Source organism: Candidatus Oscillochloris fontis, from assembly GCF_004138135.1.
Taxonomy (GTDB): domain Bacteria; phylum Chloroflexota; class Chloroflexia; order Chloroflexales; family Chloroflexaceae; genus Oscillochloris; species Oscillochloris fontis.
In genome coordinates this window covers 62,572-81,938 of record NZ_RYFD01000015.1, presented here as the reverse complement: position 1 = coordinate 81,938, position 19,367 = coordinate 62,572, and the positions used below count along the sequence as shown (strand labels likewise).

At 56.0% G+C, this 19,367-nt stretch carries 19 protein-coding genes; 15 read left to right on the top strand and 4 right to left on the bottom strand.

The features are described 5' to 3' along the window. Nucleotides 1–65: 65 nt before the first annotated feature. From EKD03_RS08085 to EKD03_RS08075, 3 genes are read left to right on the top strand one after another with little or no spacing between them, the layout of a single operon-like run. Nucleotides 66–719, top strand: a complete 654-nt coding sequence (locus EKD03_RS08085; protein WP_129629387.1) for a type II restriction-modification system restriction endonuclease — start codon at nt 66–68, stop codon at nt 717–719. A 2-nt stretch (nt 720–721) separates the two neighbouring features. After that, on the top strand, nt 722–2,287 hold the full coding sequence (locus EKD03_RS08080; RefSeq protein ID WP_129629385.1) for an N-6 DNA methylase: 1,566 nt from the start codon (nt 722–724) through the stop codon (nt 2,285–2,287). A gap of 20 nt (nt 2,288–2,307) precedes the next feature. Next, nucleotides 2,308–3,405 (top strand): TRM11 family SAM-dependent methyltransferase, encoded by a 1,098-nt coding sequence (locus EKD03_RS08075; protein ID WP_129629383.1) that lies wholly within the window; start codon nt 2,308–2,310, stop codon nt 3,403–3,405. A 56-nt stretch (nt 3,406–3,461) separates the two neighbouring features. Here the strand turns inward: EKD03_RS08075 and EKD03_RS08070 are convergent, their stop codons facing one another. Genes EKD03_RS08070 through EKD03_RS08060 form a run of 3 tightly spaced genes read right to left on the bottom strand, consistent with a single transcriptional unit; the run spans nt 3,462 to nt 6,596 of the window. Beyond that, nucleotides 3,462–3,842, bottom strand: a complete 381-nt coding sequence (locus EKD03_RS08070; RefSeq protein ID WP_129629381.1) for a response regulator — start codon at nt 3,840–3,842, stop codon at nt 3,462–3,464. A gap of 9 nt (nt 3,843–3,851) precedes the next feature. Next, complete coding sequence (locus EKD03_RS08065; protein ID WP_129629379.1) at nt 3,852–5,498, bottom strand: sensor histidine kinase; 1,647 nt, start codon at nt 5,496–5,498, stop codon at nt 3,852–3,854. Continuing rightward, complete coding sequence (locus EKD03_RS08060; RefSeq protein WP_238613441.1) at nt 5,499–6,596, bottom strand: PstS family phosphate ABC transporter substrate-binding protein; 1,098 nt, start codon at nt 6,594–6,596, stop codon at nt 5,499–5,501. Between the two features lie 195 nt (nt 6,597–6,791). Between EKD03_RS08060 and EKD03_RS08055 the strand changes: the two genes are divergently transcribed. Continuing rightward, nucleotides 6,792–8,714, top strand: coding sequence for a hypothetical protein (locus EKD03_RS08055; protein ID WP_129629377.1), 1,923 nt, complete (start codon nt 6,792–6,794; stop codon nt 8,712–8,714). Here EKD03_RS08055 and EKD03_RS08050 read toward each other — a convergent pair. Next, a complete protein-coding gene (locus EKD03_RS08050) occupies nt 8,692–9,387 on the bottom strand; it encodes a PHP domain-containing protein (protein ID WP_129629375.1) in 696 nt (231 codons plus the stop codon). The genes EKD03_RS08055 and EKD03_RS08050 overlap by 23 nt on opposite strands. Nucleotides 9,388–9,649: 262 nt before the next feature. On the opposite strand from EKD03_RS08050, the gene EKD03_RS08045 reads away from it, so the two are divergent. The 11 genes from EKD03_RS08045 (at nt 9,650) to EKD03_RS07995 (ending at nt 19,268) form a co-directional block, all read left to right on the top strand. Next, nucleotides 9,650–10,645: an energy-coupling factor ABC transporter permease gene (locus EKD03_RS08045; protein WP_129629373.1), complete on the top strand. Its 996-nt coding sequence runs from the start codon at nt 9,650–9,652 to the stop codon at nt 10,643–10,645. Between the two features lie 3 nt (nt 10,646–10,648). Further along, nucleotides 10,649–11,449, top strand: coding sequence for a cobalt ECF transporter T component CbiQ (gene cbiQ, locus EKD03_RS08040; RefSeq protein ID WP_129629371.1), 801 nt, complete (start codon nt 10,649–10,651; stop codon nt 11,447–11,449). A 6-nt stretch (nt 11,450–11,455) separates the two neighbouring features. Continuing rightward, on the top strand, nt 11,456–12,157 hold the full coding sequence (locus EKD03_RS08035) for an energy-coupling factor ABC transporter ATP-binding protein (protein WP_129629370.1): 702 nt from the start codon (nt 11,456–11,458) through the stop codon (nt 12,155–12,157). Nucleotides 12,158–12,433: 276 nt separating this feature from the next. Further along, nucleotides 12,434–12,775, top strand: a complete 342-nt coding sequence (locus EKD03_RS08030) for a hypothetical protein (protein ID WP_129629369.1) — start codon at nt 12,434–12,436, stop codon at nt 12,773–12,775. After that, on the top strand, nt 12,772–13,056 hold the full coding sequence (locus EKD03_RS08025) for a hypothetical protein (protein WP_129629368.1): 285 nt from the start codon (nt 12,772–12,774) through the stop codon (nt 13,054–13,056). Before EKD03_RS08030 ends, EKD03_RS08025 begins: the two co-directional genes overlap by 4 nt. Before the next feature lie 71 nt (nt 13,057–13,127). Continuing rightward, a complete protein-coding gene (locus tag EKD03_RS08020) occupies nt 13,128–13,637 on the top strand; it encodes an NUDIX domain-containing protein (protein ID WP_129629367.1) in 510 nt (169 codons plus the stop codon). A gap of 38 nt (nt 13,638–13,675) precedes the next feature. Next, nucleotides 13,676–15,205 carry a GAF domain-containing sensor histidine kinase gene (locus tag EKD03_RS08015; protein WP_238613440.1) on the top strand — a complete coding sequence of 510 codons (1,530 nt, stop codon included), beginning with the start codon at nt 13,676–13,678 and terminating at the stop codon, nt 15,203–15,205. 38 nt (nt 15,206–15,243) lie between these two features. After that, on the top strand, nt 15,244–17,430 hold the full coding sequence (locus EKD03_RS08010; RefSeq protein ID WP_129629366.1) for a serine/threonine protein kinase: 2,187 nt from the start codon (nt 15,244–15,246) through the stop codon (nt 17,428–17,430). Continuing rightward, the gene (locus EKD03_RS08005; RefSeq protein WP_238613439.1) at nt 17,427–18,206 is read left to right on the top strand and encodes an expansin EXLX1 family cellulose-binding protein; all 780 of its coding nucleotides are present in this window, start codon (nt 17,427–17,429) and stop codon (nt 18,204–18,206) included. Before EKD03_RS08010 ends, EKD03_RS08005 begins: the two co-directional genes overlap by 4 nt. A 131-nt stretch (nt 18,207–18,337) precedes the next feature. Beyond that, nucleotides 18,338–18,781, top strand: coding sequence for an Hsp20/alpha crystallin family protein (locus tag EKD03_RS08000; protein ID WP_129629365.1), 444 nt, complete (start codon nt 18,338–18,340; stop codon nt 18,779–18,781). Beyond that, nucleotides 18,771–19,268 carry a GNAT family N-acetyltransferase gene (locus tag EKD03_RS07995; RefSeq protein WP_161569215.1) on the top strand — a complete coding sequence of 166 codons (498 nt, stop codon included), beginning with the start codon at nt 18,771–18,773 and terminating at the stop codon, nt 19,266–19,268. The genes EKD03_RS08000 and EKD03_RS07995 overlap by 11 nt, the downstream gene beginning before the upstream one ends. Nucleotides 19,269–19,367: the final 99 nt, after the last annotated feature.

Here is a 19,367-nt window from a genome sequence, read left to right as displayed (position 1 = left end):
GGTGAGGTGCTGTTTTTTCATGCCACCAGTCTAAGTGACGTGGCGATAGAACACAAGAGGTCTTAATTTACGGACTACTTACTATAGAAAATCTGATACAAGAAGCATCGTATTTTTCCGAATTGGAAAGTGCCGTAAATGAATATACCCTATATGGTATAACAGATGGTAAAGCTGTTGGTACATACTTAGAACATAAATTCAAAACATACCTTGCTACACTTTATACGTATGATCAAGGCAATTCGGCTTCGGGTATAGACTTTCCGACCTTAAGTGTTGATGTAAAAGTAACAAGTGTAACCCAACCTCAATCTTCAAGCCCGTTCAAATCTGCTCGACAGAAAATTTACGGGCTGGGTTATCACCTGTTGATTTTTGTTTATCAAAAAACTGATGATCATATTCACCGTACTGGATGTTTAGATATAAAACATACGGTTTTTGTGGAAAAAAGTAGAACAGCCGACTATCAAATGACTCGAGGGATTTTGGAAATTTTACATCGAGATGGTAACATGGATGATCTTATTGCATTTATGCAGGACAAAAACTTACCAGTTGATGAAATAGAGGCCGCAAATTTAGCTGAGGAAATGTTGCACAATCCTCCACTTCTTGGATATTTAACGATTTCCAACGCATTGCAATGGCGTCTCCAGTATACTCGTGTCATTCAGCAAGCTGGGCTTATTGAAGGTATTTATCGGGTGAGGTGACAATGGTACAGAAAAAATCAAAAGCAGTATGGGAATTTGGGGATTTTCAAACACCCAATGAGTTGGCATTAGAAGTTGCTAATGTTCTGTATCGCTATGATGATAGTAGTCCACTGTCTGTCATTGAACCAACATGTGGTAAGGGAAGCTTACTTATCCATGCGCTTAAGGTGTTTCCTCAAGTACAGCATGCTATTGGTGCCGATATTAATGATCAATACCTGGAGATACTGCAAAAAAGAATTGTTTCAGAGGATATATCTATTTCTGTTAACTGCATACAAACGAATTTTTTTACTCATAATTGGAGTAGAATAATTGATCAACTACCAACACCAATTCTTATCATTGGTAATCCTCCTTGGGTTACGAGTTCTGAGTTAAGTGCAATACAAAGTACGAACCTGCCAGGGAAATCTAATTTCCAAGGCTACAGTGGTTTAGAAGCTATTACGGGGAAAAGTAATTTTGATATTTCTGAATGGATGTTGTTGCAGAATATAAAGTGGTTGAAATCAAAAAATGGCACGATTGCTATGTTGTGCAAGACAATAGTTGCTAGAAAAGTTTTGTTGACAGCATGGAAGAATAATGAACAGGTAAGCGGTGCAAAGATATTTCGGATTGATGCCAAAAAGTATTTTGACGCTTCGGTAGATGCTTGCCTCTTTTTATTAGAAATTAATCAGGGTGATCCTGATTATCAATGTGAAATATTCAATGACCTCTCTTCTTTAAGGCCAGAAAGTTCTCTTGGTTATCGCAATAAGACAGTTATCCCTCATGTTTCGGTTTATGATGAGTTGTCTTATCTGTTAGATGATGACTCGAATTATGTTTGGCGTTCAGGAATTAAACATGATTGTTCTATGGTTATGGAGTTAGGACGATCCTTAGATGGAGTGATTGCACGAGATGGTACAGTCGTTGATATTGAGGAAGAATTTCTTTTTCCAATGCTCAAAAGTTCCGATGTAGGCAATAATCGTTTAGAAACAGCAAGAAAATTGATGCTTGTAACCCAAACATATATTGGAGAAGACACTAGTAAAATAAAAATAGTAGCTCCAAAGACATGGGCATATCTTCAGCATCATCGTAATACACTTGTAAAGAGGGCTAGTTCGATCTATAAGGGTAGACCTGACTTTTCAATATTTGGAGTGGGTGATTACACTTTTTCGAATTGGAAGGTTGCTATTTCAGGCTTTTATAAGAAATTGCAGTTTGTTGTCGTAGGGCCAATGAACGAAAAACCTGTTGTCTTTGATGATACAATCTACTTCTTACCTTGTTCTTCAGAGGATGAGGCACGTTTTATTGCCTACTTATTGCAGTCTGAGATTGCTATGAAATTTTATCATTCATTGATATTTTGGGAAGATAAAAGACCAATAACGGTAGATGTTCTTAAGAAATTAAATTTACATAAGTTAGCAAAAGCTTATGGGGAAGAAGAATTGTATAGGTCATTTGTAACGAAAAGAAGTGGAATGAAATTATCAACAGGTGCTATTCAATTGCCATTATTGGAAAAACAAGACATCTATCTCCCGCTGGATCTGTAACATATAACCATAAACCCGCTATGAGTCTCCACTCCGACCCCTATCACGAAGACGATCTGGTCTCGCTGGATCGCCAGTACCTCGTTCCGTTGCTCGAAGCGCTGAAGCATGCCGCTACGGTGGCTGATCTGCGCGCCGGTATCACCGAGGTGCAAACATGGATCGCTGAGCAACCTCAGACACCCGCGCTTGATGTTGCTGCGCCTGATGATTTCATCTGTAGCCGCAGCTATCTGCTGGCTGAGTGTGCGCAGATTCTGGGGGCGCGGACTCTGGATCGCGGGTTGCACTACTTGGAGCGGCTGCTGAAGAGCCTCACCGAGATCGCCACGAGCCCGATCAATGATCTCAACCTCAATCGTTGGAAGGAGTATGAGGATATTCTGACTGACAGCCTGTGGATGATTGATCGCCGCGATAGTTCGGGGGTGCATACGGCTGGCTATTGGGGCAACTTTATTCCCCAGATCCCCTACCAGATGCTGCGCCGCTATACCAAGCGTGGTGATTGGGTGCTCGATACCTTCGCTGGTTCAGGGACGACGCTGATTGAGGGTCAGCGCTTGGGCCGTCATACGCTGGGAATTGAGTTGCAGCCGCGTATGGTGGAGTATGCTAAACAGTTGGTTGCCGCTGAACCGAATAAACATCAGGTGGTGGTGGATGTGGTGCAAGGGGATAGTTCCACCCTCAATTATGCCGATCTGCTGGCGGCCTATGGCCAAACTACAGTCCAGTTGGTGATGATGCACCCGCCTTACTACGATATTATCAAGTTTAGTGAGGATGAGCGCGATCTCTCCAATGCTGCCTCGATTGAGCGCTTTTTGGCGCTTATGGGCCAGGTGATCGAGCAGGCCGCGCAGGTCTTGGAGCAGGGGCGCTATCTGGTGATCGTGATTGGTGATAAGTATGCCAAGGGGGATTGGATTCCGCTCGGTTTCCAGACGATGAACGAGGCGCTCAAGCGAGGCTTTTCACTCAAGAGTATCATTGTGAAGAACTTTGAGGCCACCTCAGGTAAACGCCAGCAGAAGGAGTTGTGGCGCTATCGGGCGCTGGTGGGTGGGTTCTATATTTTTAAGCATGAGTATATTTTTCTGCTTAGGAAGCAGTAGGGGGATGTGTTATTTGGCTGGTGTGGGCGACTGCGTCGCCCACACCAGCCATTCTTTTACATCACCATCATCTGGCGGGTGACGTAGCGCCGTACTTTGTGGATCATCGTCTCGAAGTCTATCGGTTTGGTGATCACATCCTCGCAGCCCATGTGCAGGGCGCGGTTGATCTCGTTTTGAGTCACGTGGCCAGTCACGGCGATGACCGGGATGGTGGCGAGGTCGGCGTCGGCTTTGAGGTGGCTAGTGGCTGTCCAACCATCCATCACGGGCATAGCCATGTCCATCATGATCAGGTGTGGGCGCTCGCTGGCGGCAACTTCGAGCGCGTGAAGGCCGTTGATGGCGCAGACGACCTGGAAGCCGCTTATTTTCAGCATTTGGGCGATGATGTTGCGGTTATCGGTGTTATCGTCAACGACGAGGATGGTCTTCATGGTTGCTCCTTAGGCGAGGTTGTAGACGGGTTGGGCCGGTTCTTCGATCAGATCACCTACCGGGAGAACAACCCGGAAGGTTGAGCCGTGTCCCGGTTCGCTCGTTACACTGATCTCGCCGCCGAGGGCGCGGCAGAGTTGGCGGCTGAGTGCAAGTCCCAAGCCCGTGCCATCAACCCGCCGGGTGACGGATGAATCGACTTGGCTGAAGGGTTGGAAGAGTTGTTGGAGGTGTTCGGCGCTGATGCCGATCCCGGTGTCAATCACCGCAAACTCGATCATAGCGGGGCTTTCGTCCAAGGCGTTCACTTCGAGGCTGATCGTGCCCGCCTCGGTGAATTTGGCGGCGTTGGAGAGTAGGTTGAAGAGAACCTGGCGTACCTTGGGACCGTCGGTGAGCATGCTGCCAATATCGGGCGGCATGTTAACACGTAATTCATTCTTTTGTTGCTGCACCAGCGGGGTGACGATGTCCGCAACTTCGTGGATCAGCGGCGCGATCTCGACTGGCCCGATGTGTAGTTCGATCTTGCCCTGTTCAATTTTGGAGAAGTCGAGTACGTTGCTGATCAGGCTAGTCAGGTGCCGCCCCGCTCCCAGGATCGAGTCGAGGTAACAGCCTTGAGCCTCTGGATCGCCCGCGCCAACCCCCATCTTCAGGAGTTGTGCATACCCCAAGATGGCGTTGAGCGGTGTGCGCAGTTCGTGGCTCATATTGGCTAGGAACATACTCTTGGCTTGGCTGGCCGCCTCGGCTGCTGCCTGAGCGCGTTGGGCCTCCTCCTCGGCCTGCTTGCCACGCACGAGGTCGGCGGTGAGTTGCTCCTGGCGCAACAGGCTGGTATGGAGTTCTTCGTTGCGCTGCTCCAGGATGCTGCGCTGCTCGCGCAGGCTCGTCACCATCTGGTTGAAGCTCTGTGCCAGGGTGCCTAGTTCATCCCGGCTGACCACTTCGACTTGGCGATCCAGATCCCCGGCGGCGACCTGCGCGGTGGCGCTGGTGAGCCGCCCGATGCGCAGTGCGATCCGCCCGGAGAGGACGAGCCCGATCACCGCCGAGATCAGGATGGTCAGCCCGGTATCGCCGATGATCACCGTCTGGGCGCTGAGGTAGGTCGCACGCACCTCCTCCAACGCACTGGTGGCCTGGGTCTGGCCTTCCGCCGAGAGCGCCTCCATCGCCTCACTCAGATCGCCATAGAGCGGGTTCATCCGCGAATAGAAGGGCTGTACACTGCCCGTGTTGGCCAACGCCACTGCCGGAATGAAACGCTCATAGTTGGCCGTCACTACGCGCTGCCATGCCACCAACACTGCTTCAAAGCGGCGTTGCTCCTCATCCGAGGTAATCAGGGGCTGGTAGTCGGCAAAGTAGCGCTCCATCTCGGCCTCAAGATCACCCATCTTCTGCCGACTACGATCCTTGTCGTAGGGGTTGCTATAGATCAGATACTCCAACTGCCCGACTTGGTAACGGTTGATCACTGTGCTCATACGGGCAATCGTATCGAGGGACGGGATGGTCTGCTGCTCGACAAACGTGGCGCGTTCGTTCATGCGGCCCATCTGTTGCGAGGCGAACCAGCCCAACAGAATCATGAGCACGAGGTCAATCGCGAACCCGGCCAGCAGTTTGGCGCGTAGCGACGTCCGCATCTAGTGGCCCCCTTCGAGTTGAAGGATCTCCTCAATCGAGACACCAACCTGATCCATATCTTGGAAGAGCGATCCGGTGATGCGTTGCGCGAGCCGTGCTTTGAGCAGTGGGTAGATCGTATCCGGCAGCGGGATGTAGCGCGCATCCTGCACCAAGGCTGGGCCGTTGGTTAGGTAGAAATCGAGGAAGGCGGCGACTTCTGGGCGATCCAGCGCCGTTGCGTTGACATAGAGGAAGATCGGGCGCGAGAGTGGCTGGTAGCTGCCATCGGCAATGCTGGTGACGCTGGGGGCCACACATCCCGCCCCGTTGTCAATTTCGATAGCCCGGAGGCTCTCTTCATGCTCGACATAATAGGCGTAACCAAAGAAACCTAGTCCTTCGGGGTCGGCGACCAGATCCTGAACCAGCAGATAGTCATCCTCGCTGGCGGTGTAGTCTTGGCGGCTGGCCTGCGCACTGCCCACAATCGCTTCGGTGAAGTAGTCGTAGGTGCCCGAATCACCCCCGGCACCGTAGAGGTTGATGGGGCTGTCGGGCCACTCCGCACGCACCTGGCTCCAGCGGGTGATCACGCCATCCGCTTCGGCTTGCCAGAGGCGGCGCAACTCCTCGACTGTCATGCAGGTGGCCCACTGGTTGTCGGGATGCACCACCACCGAGATGCCATCGAAGGCGATGGGCAGTTCAACATACTCGATCCCTGCCTCCGCACATGCCGCCGCCTCGGCATCCTTAATGGGGCGTGAAGCATCGGAGATGACGGTCTCGCCCGCACAGAACTTCTTGAACCCGCCGCCCGTCCCGCTCACCCCCAGGCTGATTTCAACCTGCGGTACAAAACGGCGGAAGGTGATCGCCGCTGCCTCGGTGATCGGAAAGACGGTGCTTGACCCATCAATGGTGATCTTCCCACTCAGGGTTTCGACTTCGTTGTTGGGTGGTGTGAGCGGTGGGAAAGTGGGGGTGGTTGTGGTACGTAGGGTGGTCGTAACGGTTGGGGTTGTGGGTGTTGAGCCAGTGGCTGGGGACTGGGTGCAGGCGCTCAGTGCGAGACAGGACAGGATGAACAGGGACGTAATGAGATTTCGATACACGTTGATAGCCTCGACACACATAGAACCCACCAACGTGCAGATCCACCCCAGCGGGGCGACCTGTCTGCATCGACGGTGGGTAAATACTTGGTTAATGACTTCCCTAGCAAATGGTACACTGGTTATATTAAGTGTGTGTTAAGCCCGCGTAAACCGTTGGGGCTGATTGGGCAATACCTAAGCAAAGGAATCGTGATGTGTACCTACCGTCTGGCCGACATAAGCGGGCCGTTTTTCGATCCCCACAAGCCGTTTCGTAACTGGTCGTCCTTCCCGTACAGCCAGATGGATCTGCCGCATGCACCGTTTGTAGATCAGGCTCAGTTGGCGTGGGGCTTGCAGCGTGCTAAGCGCCACCTGCATGATCTGGTTGCCCATGGCTATAACGGGATTGTCATAGATAATGTAGCACATCTCGTGGGCTTGGATGCGCATAGTGCGGCATCTAGCCCTACTCGTCAGCGTGCGCAGATCTACCGCGCTGCGTTGAGCGAACTCTTTGATCTGGCCAACAGCCTGGGGATGGTGGTCTTTGTCACCACCGACATGCAGTGGAGTACGCCCGATCTGCGGGCAGCGGCTGGCCCACTGGATGCCGACAACCCGCGTTTGGCCGATCTCAACCGTCAGGCGCTGCGCGAACTCTTCACCGCCTTGCCGCAGGTGCAGGGGCTGGTGGTGCGGATCGGTGAGGCGGGCGGGGCGCACAACCAGGGGGCAGAGTATTGTGGGCATCTGCTCTATACCACCAGCGCCAGCTTGCGCGGCCTGATCGCCAACCTCCTGCCGATTTGCGAGGCGAGTGGGCGGGTGTTGATCGTGCGCACCTGGAGTGTGGGCATCGGCGAACTGGGTGATCTGGTCAGTTCACCCGCCCGCTACGCGGCCACCTTTGGCGACCTCACCTCCCCGGCGTTGCTGGTCTCGGTCAAACACACCCCCGCCGACTTCTTCCGCCTGCTCCCGGCCAACCCGACGTTGGGGCTACCCGGCCCACGCCAGATCATCGAACTGCAAAACCGCCGCGAGTATGAACTCTTCGGCCTCGTGCCGAGTGGGGTGGCCAACCTGCATGGCGCGGTTCTGGGGCGTGCCGCTGCTGATCCCCAGTGCGCGGGCTTCTGGGCCTGGAACAGCACCGGCGGTTGGGGGGGCGGCCAAGCCAGCCTGGGGCCAGATGGCTGGAATCTCTGGACCGAGTTGAGTAGTGCGCTGACGGCGCAGATGGCGACTACCCCGACCATAGATCGGCGCGGCTTTGTGCAGGATTGGCTGCGCCAGCGCTTTGGCCCCAGCTACCCACCCGCATTTGTGCAGAACGTTGCCGATCTCTACCTCGATTCTGAGCGTATGATCGAGGCAGGTTGGTATGTGGGGCAGGCAGACAGCTTGCCGCCCCTGGGCGGGCTACACCTCGCCCCACTGCTCTGGATCTGGTGGATGCGCCCGACTAGTGCGCTGCCGATCTGGGCTTATCTGGCCGCCGCAATAGATGATCTGGATGGTGTCCTTGCGCGTGGCGCAGCCGCGCGTGATGCCGCGCTGGGCTATGCGCAGCGCCTTGCTGCCTGCGCTCCGGCGGATGGTCTGGCCACCTTCTGTGTCACTAGTGCGGCCTACTTCGCCGATGCACTCACACTAGCCCATGCGCTCAAGGCGCTCATGCTGCCCTTGTTGATCCAAGATCGCCGCCCCACCCCGGCGCAACGCCACGCGCTACGTACCATCCTCGTGGCCCACCAGGCGCGCTGGGGGAGCCGTGCGGATTTCCCTGCCCTCGAACTGGCCGAGATCGAAGCCTTGATGCAGGCACTCGAACACCATCCACACGCGATCATGCTACAGGCACGAGTGGCCAGGATGGCGGTAGCGACCCTCAAGCACAGCCGCGCCCTCGGTGTGGTTGGCGCGGCCGGAGCGACCGGCATGGTACTGGCGCTCCTGGCGCACCGCCGGGGGCGCACCGGGCTGGCCGGGCTGGCAGCCGGAGCCATACTGGCGGCTCCACTGCGTCGCCCAGCGTTGCGCCTCGGTACGCCATGGCTCATCCGGCGCTTCAACCTTCTGCCCTCGATCTTCTTCGAGACTGGCCCGGCTATGAGTGAGTGGGCGGGGTAAGCCCCAAACTACGCCGCGCCCAGAGCGCCCCGACCTCGGCCACACGCGGCATGCCCCACTGCACCCCGTCCGCCTGGGTCTGCCCAGACTCAATGGCGCGGCGCAGGTCGGCGGCGTTGCGACCGGGGAAGAGCGTGTAGCCCAAACCGACCGTGGGCAGGTGGTGCGAGTCGCTACCACCCACCACGGGTAGCCCGTGTGCGGCGGCAAATTCGGCGGCCAGCGCATTGCTGCGCGGTGCCCACAGCCCAGCATTGAAGATCTCGACCGCATCAACCAGATTGGCCCAACCCGGATCACTAAAACGGCGTGACACCCCAAGCCGCCCGATGGAAGGCACCAGCCAGCCAAAGGGATGCGGGGCAATCAGCAGGGCACCCTGGGCACGGGCGGCGGCAATCGTCTCGCCCAATGGGCGACCGGGTTCGAGGTGTGCTTCGACAAACAAGGCTAACAGATGCCCCGCCTGAGTCGAGACCTCCTCGCCCACAATCACCTCGATCCCATACTCCGGCGCGAGGCGGGCCGCCTCTTGGGCACCCACAATTGTATTATGGTCGGTGATGGCAATCACCTTGAGATCGCTCTGAGCTACGTGGGCAAGCAACTCACGCACCGTTGCCGTACCATCGCTATAGGTGGTATGCAGGTGCAGATCGGCTTTACTGAGCATGATGGCTCCTTGAGGAACAAACCGGACGGATCAGTAGGGGCGAAGCATCGCCCGCTATGTAGCAGAGAAAATCGATCTGGCTGGGAGGGCGATGCTTCGCCCCTACGAGCCTAGCAGATCGTTGTTGTATTGGGGCGATGGGGGTGTTAAGGGGAGGTGAAGAGTATGGAATGGATGGGCACTGGATCTACCCCAAAACCTCCTTACAGTCGTATAATACACATGCAACTATTCGCAGTTGATAGAGAGCGAGCATACCTCTATGTGGAATACCCATCTCCTGCTCCCCCTGGGCATGCACATCCCCGATGGTTTCTTGTCAGTTCCTGTCGCACTGGCATGGTGGGTCTTGACGGTGATTGCGGTGGGGTTCGCGCTCCGTCAGGTGGGAACAACGCTGCATGAGCACCAGATCCCGCTGATGGGGGTGATGGCGGCCTTCATTTTTGCTGCGCAGATGCTCAATTTCCCCGTAATGGGTGGGACATCCGGGCATCTCTTGGGTGGGGCGCTGGCGGCTTTGTTGCTTGGCCCATGGGCGGCGGTGTTGGTGATGGCCTGTGTCGTCGCACTTCAGGCATTGCTCTTTCAGGATGGTGGCTTGCTGGCGCTCGGAGCCAATATCTTCAACATGGGTGTCGCTACTGCCCTGATCGGAGCTTATGTAGGCGCACCGCTGCTGCGCATGCTTGGTGGCCAGCGCTGGGGGTTGGTGCTGGTCGGCTTTGCCACCGCATGGCTCTCGGTAATGGTTGCTGCCACCCTCACCAGCATGCAGTTGGTTCTCTCTGGCCTCTCAGCGGCGGTGGTCTTTCCAGCCATGCTCTTCGTGCATCTCTTCATCGGTGTGGGTGAAGGGCTGATCACGGTGGCCGCGCTCGGTTTTGTCCTTACCACGCGCCCCGATCTAGTGACGACCATGGCCAGTTACCTCAACCCGGCCACCATGCAGCGCCCCTTGGATCGCCGCTCGGTTCTCGGAGTCACCGGGGGCGGGCTGATGTTTGCCGTTGGGGCTGCGCTGCTCTCTCCCCTCGCCTCCGGCGACCCCGATGGTCTGGAACGTGTCGCCGAGGATCAGGGCTTCCTTGATCGCGCCCTCGATCCGTTCTTCAATCTGCTGCCTGACTATACCTTGCCCGGTCTGGATGGCCCGATCTCTACCATTATTGCTGGGTTGATCGGTCTGTTCATTGTCTTCGGCTTGGTGTATGGATTAACCCTCCTGCTGCGCGGGCGCAACCAGGAGCGTGTCTAATCTATGGCACTCTCCTCGCACACCCTGGATCGCTATATTGCGGGCCAGAGTCCGCTCCACATGCTCGATGCGCGGGTCAAACTCAGTTTGACCCTGGCCTATATTCTGGCCTTAGCGCTGCTTCCACCGGGTACATGGCTGCTGACAGCTCTTGCGGCTAGTCTGCTCTGGGCGGCGGTGCATTGGTCGCAGGTGGGGCTGCGCACGATTCTGGTGCGCGCCTTTGTGGCGTTGCCCTTTGCCCTCGTGGCGGTGACGCTCGTCTTTAGCGTTCCGGGACAACCCATCTTCAGCCTGCCCCTTGGCCCGTGGGTGCTCACCGCCAGTGATACGGGCTTGGTACGGTTTGCTTCGATTGTGCTCAAATCGTGGCTCTCGGTGCAGGCGGCGTTACTGCTTACCGCCACCACCCACTTCACCCAGGTACTCTATGCCCTACGGGCGCTGCGTTTGCCCACGCTGCTGGTGGCGATCCTCTCGTTTGCTTATCGCTACCTCTTTGTGATGATTGACGAGGCCCAACGCATGCTGCGTGCCCGTGCGTGTCGTAGTGCAGAAGTGGCGGGCCAGCGCAGTGGGGGCAGCCTCGTCTGGCGGGCGACCGTCGTTGGCCAGATGGTCGGAACGCTCTTTGTGCGCTCGTATGAGCGGAGTGAACGCATTTATGTAGCGATGCTCGCACGCGGCTTTACGGGCGAGTTGCGGATGTTGAATCCGCGCACACTCACCCAGCGTGAACAGGGCATCCTGCTGGTTGGCCTCGCCACCCTGGCGGGTCTAGTCTTGATTGCCTATGTGGTCTAAAACCTGATGCTCGAATTGATTGATCTTCACTACAGCTACCCCGACGGTACCAGTGCGCTGCGTGGGGTCTGCTTGCAGATTGCGGCAGGCGAAAAGGTTGCCCTCGTCGGGCTGAATGGGGCGGGCAAGAGTACCTTGCTGCTGCATCTGAATGGCATCTTCCGCCCACGTAGCGGCGAGGTACGGATTGATGCCCAACCGATCAGTGATGCGAACATCCGCCATGTCCGCGCCCAGGTGGGCATGGTCTTCCAAGATCCCGATGACCAACTCTTCTCACCGACCGTCTTTGAGGATGTCGCCTTTGGGCCACTGCATATGGGCCTCGCCGAGGCCGACGTGCGCGAACGGGTGGCATTGGCGCTCGATCAGGTGGGGATGAGCGGCTTTGAAGCGCGCATGCCCCACCACCTGAGCCTCGGCCAGCGCAAGCGCGTGGCGATAGCGACCGTACTCTCGATGTCGCCGAGCATCCTGGCGTTGGATGAGCCATCGGCGGGTCTTGACCCACGTGCGCGGCGGGGTCTGATCGACCTCCTACGCCATTTGCCCCAGGCAATGATCGTCTCGACCCACGACATGCGCATGGTGGCCGAAGTCTTTCCGCGCACCGTCGTCTTAGAGCAAGGCCAGGTCGCCTTTGATGGGCCAAGTGCAACCCTCTTGGCCGATGAAGCCATGCTGCTGCGGTATGGCCTGGAGCTATGAGCCTCGTGACCTCATGCAGGCCATGTGCAAAGTCCTTGGGGCTACGCCCCAAACCCCACAAAAATATCTTCGAGGGCGGCGAAGCGGCCCCCGAAACTCCACCAGAGGTGACTTTGCCCATGCGCTGTTCGTAGCGGCGCGTCGCAACACCCCCCTACAGGTATGTGGTATGATAATAACCCTAAGCAAAGCGTATTCTAGTTGTATCCTCATCCATCCGTTATCGGTTGCACAGATCTCATGATCCAGAACAACATTGGGGAAAGGAGTGTTGAAATGATCACACCAACCATTATCACGCGCAGCCTTGAGGATTATCGCGCTGAGCAACTAATGAATGTTCGTGAGTTTGCCAACTATCTCGGAATCAATGAAGCAACCTACCGACGCTTACTTACTGACCCACAAAAGGTGCAGGCACCCCTACGCCGACGAGTGCGGGATAGACTCAAGGTTTCACCATACCTTGTAAAAGAGCTCTATCCCTATCCATCGGCACATCTCCAGGCACAAAATGTTGCTAGCTATAACCGTGCCCAGCAAGAGGGTTGGATCGAGGTTGATGATGATCTAGAGCCAACCGGACGTATCTTTGACCATACAGGAAATGAGCGATGAAACCTCTCACCTGGGCACAAGTGGTCTTCTCGCGTGATGCTGATGCAATGCGCCGTTCAATGGATGCAGTCCATCGGGAACGACTCAAGAATATCATTACCGTCATCAAGAATGGGCCGGAAGATGGCCTGTTCGCTGCTCAGGCTGCTGATGGTACGATCCTGCGCCAAATGACTGGCGCAGATACTCATGTAGTATATGCGGTGACGTTTTGGCAGATTGGTCGTGTCTTACTCATTGTACGGATCGAAATCCGCGACTGGATACCGCTTGATCACTAATACCGCAATACCGCCCACCGCTATCTGTGGTATTATCTCCCAGCAATTCAACCTCAACGGAGTTATCGTGCATGTATCGCCAGCATAGCCACTGCTCATTCTGTGGTAGCCCCTTCAATGAATCCCAGCGTTGGCCACGGGTCTGCCCCAACTGTAGCAGCACCACCTACCGCAACCCGCTGCCGGTTGTCATCGTGTTGCAGCCCGTTGATGAGAGCCTGCTCCTGATCCGGCGTGGAGCCGCACCGCGCCAGGGTCAACTCGCCCTACCGGGCGGATTTATCGAGATGCAAGAGACATGGCAACAAGCCGCCGCCCGTGAACTGTATGAAGAAGCCGGGGTGGGTATTTCATCAGAACAGATTGAGATCTTCAGTGTGCGCAGCACCCACGATGGCTACCTGCTGGTCTTTGCCCTTGGCCCATTGCTGCGCGAGGTTGATCTGCCCTCATTTGTTCCCAATAAAGAGGCAGGCGCACGGGTGCTGATCAATACTCCGACTGAATTAGCCTTCCCACTCCACACCGAAGCTGTAACCCAGTTCTTTTCCCAACGCGGGCAGTGGCGCACGTTAACATGAGTTAGACGTTATCCACATACCAACCGGAGGCAGATCTCATGGGTTCTGATCCCACCGCACGCGAGGCTGAGTTATGTGCGGAGGTAGCACGACTCCAAGCCGAGATCGCCGAATTGCGGCGTATGCCTCCTGCTGCGGATCTTGCTCCTCATGACGATCATACCGAGTGCCGCCTCCAGTTTGAACAGTTGCGCGAAAATGAGCGTCGAGCGCGCCAGATTGCCGAGACCTTCCAACACGCCAGTATGGCGTTGATCCAGTCACTTGATCTCAATCAGGTGCTTGAGTCGCTGCTCGACTATCTGCATAAGCTGGTTCCCTACGATAGTGCGAATGTGATGCTGCGTGATGGCTGGATCTTTCAGGTCTATAGTCTGCGCGGCTATACCCAGTTGCGCCACCAAGAACAGGTGCGCATGATCCGTTTTGATGCGCGTGAACATCGTATTACCCGCGAGATCCTGGAGACCCACCGTAGCCTGATCATTCGCGATACCCATGGCTACCCCGGTTGGATCGAGTTGGCGAGTGTGGCTGAGGTACGGAGTTGGATGGGCATTCCGATCATGAGCCATGGGGAACTCCTGGGCATCTTTTCGCTCAATAAGGCTCGCCCCGACTTCTTTACCCCCGATGCGGCTGAGTTAGCTGAGACGCTCGCAACTATGGCGGCGGCCGCAATAACCAATGCCCAACTCTATGCGCAGACGCAGCAGGAGTTGGCCGAACGCCGTCGCGCCGAGGCTGCCCTTGAGGCCGAACGTGCCCAACTGGCACGGCGGGTTGAGGAACGTACCGCCGACCTCCGGGTGGCGAATGCTGAGCTTGAACGTGCCTCCCGGCTTAAAGATGAGTTCCTGGCCAATATGTCCCACGAACTGCGCACGCCCCTCAATACGATCCTGGGGCGTGCCGAGATTCTCGCTGAGGGTATCTATGGCTCCCTGACTGAAGAGCAATGCGATGCGATGCGTAGTATTGTTGAGAGTGGACGGCATCTCTTGACGCTGATCAATGACATCCTTGATCTCTCGAAGATTGAAGCCGGGAAGTTTGAACTTCAATTGGGGCTGGTTGACCTCGCTTCGCTCTGTCAGGCGAGTATGCACATGGTGGCCCAGGGTGCGCTCAAAAAAGAGATCACCCTGCATTGTACGCTCGATCCCATGATTGATACGATCTATGCCGATGAACGCCGCCTTAAACAGATCCTGGTCAATCTGCTCTCCAATGCGGTTAAGTTCACGCCAGTAGGAGGACGGGTTGAACTTGAGGTGGCAATCGAGCCGGATCTGCAATCGGTGCTCTTTACGGTCATTGATACCGGGATAGGCATCGCTGAGCCAGATATGGTGCGTCTCTTCCAACCGTTTGTCCAGATTGATGCTGGTCTCGCTCGCCAACATGATGGTACGGGGCTTGGCCTAGTGTTGGTGCAGCGTATTACCGAGGCCCATGGTGGGAGTGTTGCGGTGCAGAGTCGGGTTGGGGAGGGTAGCCGTTTTACGGTGCGTTTGCCCTGTCGCTGCCCTAACGATGCGACCTCGCTTCATTCTGGAGTATACTGAACTTCTATCGTATTGCTTTACAAAGGTTGTTAGATGTTATGCTGACACCACAAACCTTGCTTAACCAACGCTATGAAATCATTCGTTTGATCGGACAGGGTGGCATGGGTGCGGTCTATGAGGCGCTAGATCAGCGTCTGCGGGCGCGGGTGGCTCTGAAGCAGACGACGGTCAGTGGTGACCAACTCAGCCGCGCCTTTGAGCGTGAGGCACAGTTACTGGCTGGTTTGCGCCATGCCGCTTTGCCACGGGTGATTGACCATTTTGTTACCCCCGAAGGCCAGTTTTTGGTGATGGATTTTATTCAGGGTGAGGATCTGGCCACGATGCTCAAGATGCAGAGTGGCCCCTTCCCCTTGGAGCAGGTCTTGGGTTGGGCCGATCAACTGCTCGATGCGCTGGCCTACCTGCATAGCCAGCAACCTCCGGTGGTTCACCGCGATATTAAGCCCCAGAACCTGAAACTGACTCCACGTGGCGAGATTATTCTGCTCGATTTTGGCCTAGCTAAGGGTATTGTGCCGCTGGCAACCCAGGCTGAAGGGGCCGGAGCGAGCATCTTTGGCTATACCCCCCAGTATGCACCGATTGAGCAGGTGCAGGGGACGGGTACCGGGCCACGGAGTGACCTTTACAGCCTCGCGGCGACGCTCTACCACCTGTTGACTGCCCAGGCTCCGCCCGACACCCTCACTCGTGCGGAGGCGGTGCTGAATAACCGCCCTGACCCACTGCAATCCGCTCACACGCTCAACCCCAACATCTCGCCGGTGCTGGCGGGGGCGCTCAGCCAAGCCATGGCCCTCCGCGCTGATGAGCGCTTTGCCACTGCGGTTGCGATGCGGCGGGCGCTGCACCAGGCGGCTGAAGCTGCACCTCCAGCCAATACCGGCCCCACCTTGGTTGCGCGGCACCCCCAGACGCAGGTGGCTACGCCACGCATGCAGCCGCCTGTATCGCCAACGCCTGCGCCGCCCCCTCCGCGCCCGCAAGAGGCGTATTCGCAACCTCAACGTAGATCGGGGTGGCTGCCACTCATCCTGCTCGTTCTGGTACTCGTCGCTGGATCAGCCGGGGCAACATGGTTCTTTATGGCCCAGAACCGCGCAACGGCCACGCTTGATCCCACCACCATCCTCCCCACAACGAGCAACCAGCCCCAACCCACCATTCCTGCCCCAGTCACCGAAGTTGCGGTTCAGATTCAGCCGACCATCCCAGCCACTGCGTCCCAACCCAAACCCGCACTACCCGAAGCGCAGGCAATCAGCTTGGATGCGCGGATTGTTGATGAGATTGTTACTCCTGGGCAGTATCGCACCTATCGCTTTGAGGTCGAGCCGAATACCCAGATCTTTGTCTGGACGGCTGACTATGATCAAGGGATGAGCCAGATCAAGCTGCGCGTGTTGGATAGCCAGGGTGATGAGATCGCCAACACGTGTATGGGCTGTGGTCAGATGGGTACGGTGACACTCAAACAGGGCGGCGCATACACCCTCCTGGTCGGTAGTGATCGCGAACCAGCCACTGGAGCCTTTGAGATCCGCATCAACCGCATCCCGCCCACCAGTAACTTCAGCATCCCCATTGACAGCCGCTTGGTCAGTAGCGAGCCGGGGCCAGGTGCGGGTGAGATTGAAGTGCCAGGAGCCAAAGATGCCTACACCTTCGAGGCAACTCCAGGCCAGCAGGTCTTTGTTTGGACGGCAGACTCTGATGATGGGATGAGCCAGATCAAACTTGTGCTCCTCGATAGCGTAGGTGATGTGGTTGATGATGCATGTATGGGCTGCGGCAACATGGGTACCGTCACACTTAAGAAGGGTGGTACCTACACGCTGCTCATTGGTAGTGACAAAGAACCGGCGACCGGAGCCTACGAGGTGCGCCTGAATGCGATACCGCTTGCCACCACGTTTGATCAAACCCTGCCCGCAACTCTCGCCGGTAGCATTAACGTGCCGGGGGCTACCCAGATCTACCGCTTTGAGGCTGCTCCTGGCCAACAAATTTTCGTCACCACCGTTGGTTATGATGAGGGGATGAGCCAGATCAAACTTGTGCTCCTCGATAGCTTAGGTGATGAGGTTGATGATGCATGTTTGGGCTGTGGCAACATGGGCGCGGTGACGCTCAGGAAGGGCGGCATCTACACCATGGTGGTGGGCAGTATCCGCGAACCAGCGACCGGGGCGTATGAGATACGGATTGATCTGCCATGATGCAACGCATATACGCTCAATTGGCGGCCTTTATTCTCCTCATTGGTATCTGCCTTGGCGTGGGGAGCCAGTGGGTCGCAGCCCAGAATGAATATCGCGTCTACCTGCCGGTAGTCTCTAAATCGAGCACGAACTCCGTCTATACCGCGCAGGCAACCTACTATTTCGGTGCTGATGGGAGTGGGAATTGCACCTTTGATCCCATCCCTGGCGATCTCATGGTGGCGGCGATTAGCTATCTGAACTACAGCAATCCGCATCCAGCCGCCTATTGTGGAGCCTATGCCCAAGTGACCGGGCCAAAGGGGACAATTATGGTGCGTATTGTGGATAAATGTCCCGATGTACCCGATAACCCCACTAATCCTACCACTGGTTGTGGTTATGGCCATTTGGATCTGAGTACGACGGCTTTTGATCTGATTGCTGATCGTAATTTGGGTCGTGTACCGATTACGTGGCAGATTGTCAGCCCCAACCTGAGCGGCCCGATTGCCTACCACTTCAAAGATGGCAGTAACCAGTGGTGGACTGCCGTCCAGATACGTAATCACCGCAACCCAATTGCCAAGTTTGAGTACCGCAATAGTAGTGGGCAGTGGGTGAATGTGGCGCGCACGGACTACAACTACTTTGTCGTTGAGACTGGGATGGGGGCTGGTCCCTACACCTTCCGCATCACCGATACCTACGGTAATGTTCTGGTTGATAGCGGGATTGTGGGTGGTGATAATGTCTCGCGCAATGGTGCTGTTCAATTTCCACCAGGGCCATAAGATATACATTTCTCTAACAACGATTCGATAGTCATCTAACACTCCTCAGGTATGCTATGAGCAACCCGTAAGGGACGTGGACGTAGCAATCAACCAAGAAGACATAGAGAAAACACATGAGGAGGCACACAATGGCAACCATTACTCGTTGGGACCCTTTACAGGATGCGATGAGCCTGCGTGAGGCGATGAACCGCTTGTTTGAGGAGAGCATGGTGCCCAGCCTGCCCAATGCCCGCACCGGCAGCTTTGTTCCCGCACTCGACTTGAGTGAGACGGCTGATGCCTATCATGCTGATGTCGTCGTGCCTGGGATGAAGTCCGAGGATCTCAAACTGACTTTCGAGAATGGTGTTCTCACTATCACAGGCGAGATCAAGCAGGCGAGTGAGCAGACGGAGCGCCAGTATCACCGCGTGGAGCGTCGCTATGGCAGCTTCAGCCGCACCATCTCCTTCCCGACCACCGTAAAGGCGGATGCGATTGAGGCCAAGTTGGAGCACGGCATTCTGCACCTCACCCTCCCCAAGGCTGAAGAGGTCAAGCCGCGCCAGATCACCATCAATGTCCAGTAGGATCGCATTGCACCTCGTACCGATGGAGCGGGTTGCCGCTGAGGAAGTGATTACTTGGCGCTACCCGCCCCCCTACGACTTCTACAACCTGAGTGAAGATGCCACTTTTCTGATCACGATCTTCACTAACCCAATCTATGGCTACTTCGAGCTACGCGAAGAAGTAGCCCTGGTTGGGTTTTGTTGTTTTGGTACCGAAAGCCAGATCCAGGGTGGCGACTATACAGCACCAGCCTTAGATGTGGGTATCGCCATCCACCCGGATCGTGTTGGGCAGGGGCGTGGGCGCGACTATATGCGGGCAATACTCGATTTTGGCCGCCAAAAGTTCGAGCCGCCCGCATTCCGCCTCACCGTTGCCACCTTCAACCTGCGCGCCCGCCGCCTCTATATCGCCCTGGGCTTTCGCACCATCCAGCGCTTCACCTCGCCGATCAGTGGTCAGGAGTATGTGGTGATGTTGGGGCCAGTTACGCCGTCGCCGTAACTATTCACCCTTGGGGTAAAAGAAATCTCGTGTTGACGCAAAGGCGCAAGGACGCAAAGGTTTTGTTGCAGGCTTTGCGCCTCTGCGTCTTGGCGTCAA

Bases quoted from the DNA above. Each gene is read 5' to 3' on its own strand.
- EKD03_RS08030 (WP_129629369.1), top strand. From the start codon at position 12,434: ATGATCACACCAACCATTATCACGCGCAGCCTTGAGGATTATCGCGCT.
- cbiQ (WP_129629371.1), top strand. From the start codon at position 10,649: ATGGCACTCTCCTCGCACACCCTGGATCGCTATATTGCGGGCCAGAGT.
- EKD03_RS08070 (WP_129629381.1), bottom strand. From the start codon at position 3,842: ATGAAGACCATCCTCGTCGTTGACGATAACACCGATAACCGCAACATC.
- EKD03_RS08080 (WP_129629385.1), top strand. From the start codon at position 722: ATGGTACAGAAAAAATCAAAAGCAGTATGGGAATTTGGGGATTTTCAA.
- EKD03_RS08050 (WP_129629375.1), bottom strand. From the start codon at position 9,387: ATGCTCAGTAAAGCCGATCTGCACCTGCATACCACCTATAGCGATGGT.
- EKD03_RS08015 (WP_238613440.1), top strand. From the start codon at position 13,676: ATGGGTTCTGATCCCACCGCACGCGAGGCTGAGTTATGTGCGGAGGTA.
- EKD03_RS08055 (WP_129629377.1), top strand. From the start codon at position 6,792: ATGTGTACCTACCGTCTGGCCGACATAAGCGGGCCGTTTTTCGATCCC.
- EKD03_RS08005 (WP_238613439.1), top strand. From the start codon at position 17,427: ATGATGCAACGCATATACGCTCAATTGGCGGCCTTTATTCTCCTCATT.
- EKD03_RS08065 (WP_129629379.1), bottom strand. From the start codon at position 5,498: ATGCGGACGTCGCTACGCGCCAAACTGCTGGCCGGGTTCGCGATTGAC.
- EKD03_RS07995 (WP_161569215.1), top strand. From the start codon at position 18,771: ATGTCCAGTAGGATCGCATTGCACCTCGTACCGATGGAGCGGGTTGCC.
- EKD03_RS08075 (WP_129629383.1), top strand. From the start codon at position 2,308: ATGAGTCTCCACTCCGACCCCTATCACGAAGACGATCTGGTCTCGCTG.
- EKD03_RS08035 (WP_129629370.1), top strand. From the start codon at position 11,456: ATGCTCGAATTGATTGATCTTCACTACAGCTACCCCGACGGTACCAGT.
- EKD03_RS08045 (WP_129629373.1), top strand. From the start codon at position 9,650: ATGTGGAATACCCATCTCCTGCTCCCCCTGGGCATGCACATCCCCGAT.
- EKD03_RS08000 (WP_129629365.1), top strand. From the start codon at position 18,338: ATGGCAACCATTACTCGTTGGGACCCTTTACAGGATGCGATGAGCCTG.
- EKD03_RS08020 (WP_129629367.1), top strand. From the start codon at position 13,128: ATGTATCGCCAGCATAGCCACTGCTCATTCTGTGGTAGCCCCTTCAAT.
- EKD03_RS08025 (WP_129629368.1), top strand. From the start codon at position 12,772: ATGAAACCTCTCACCTGGGCACAAGTGGTCTTCTCGCGTGATGCTGAT.
- EKD03_RS08010 (WP_129629366.1), top strand. From the start codon at position 15,244: ATGCTGACACCACAAACCTTGCTTAACCAACGCTATGAAATCATTCGT.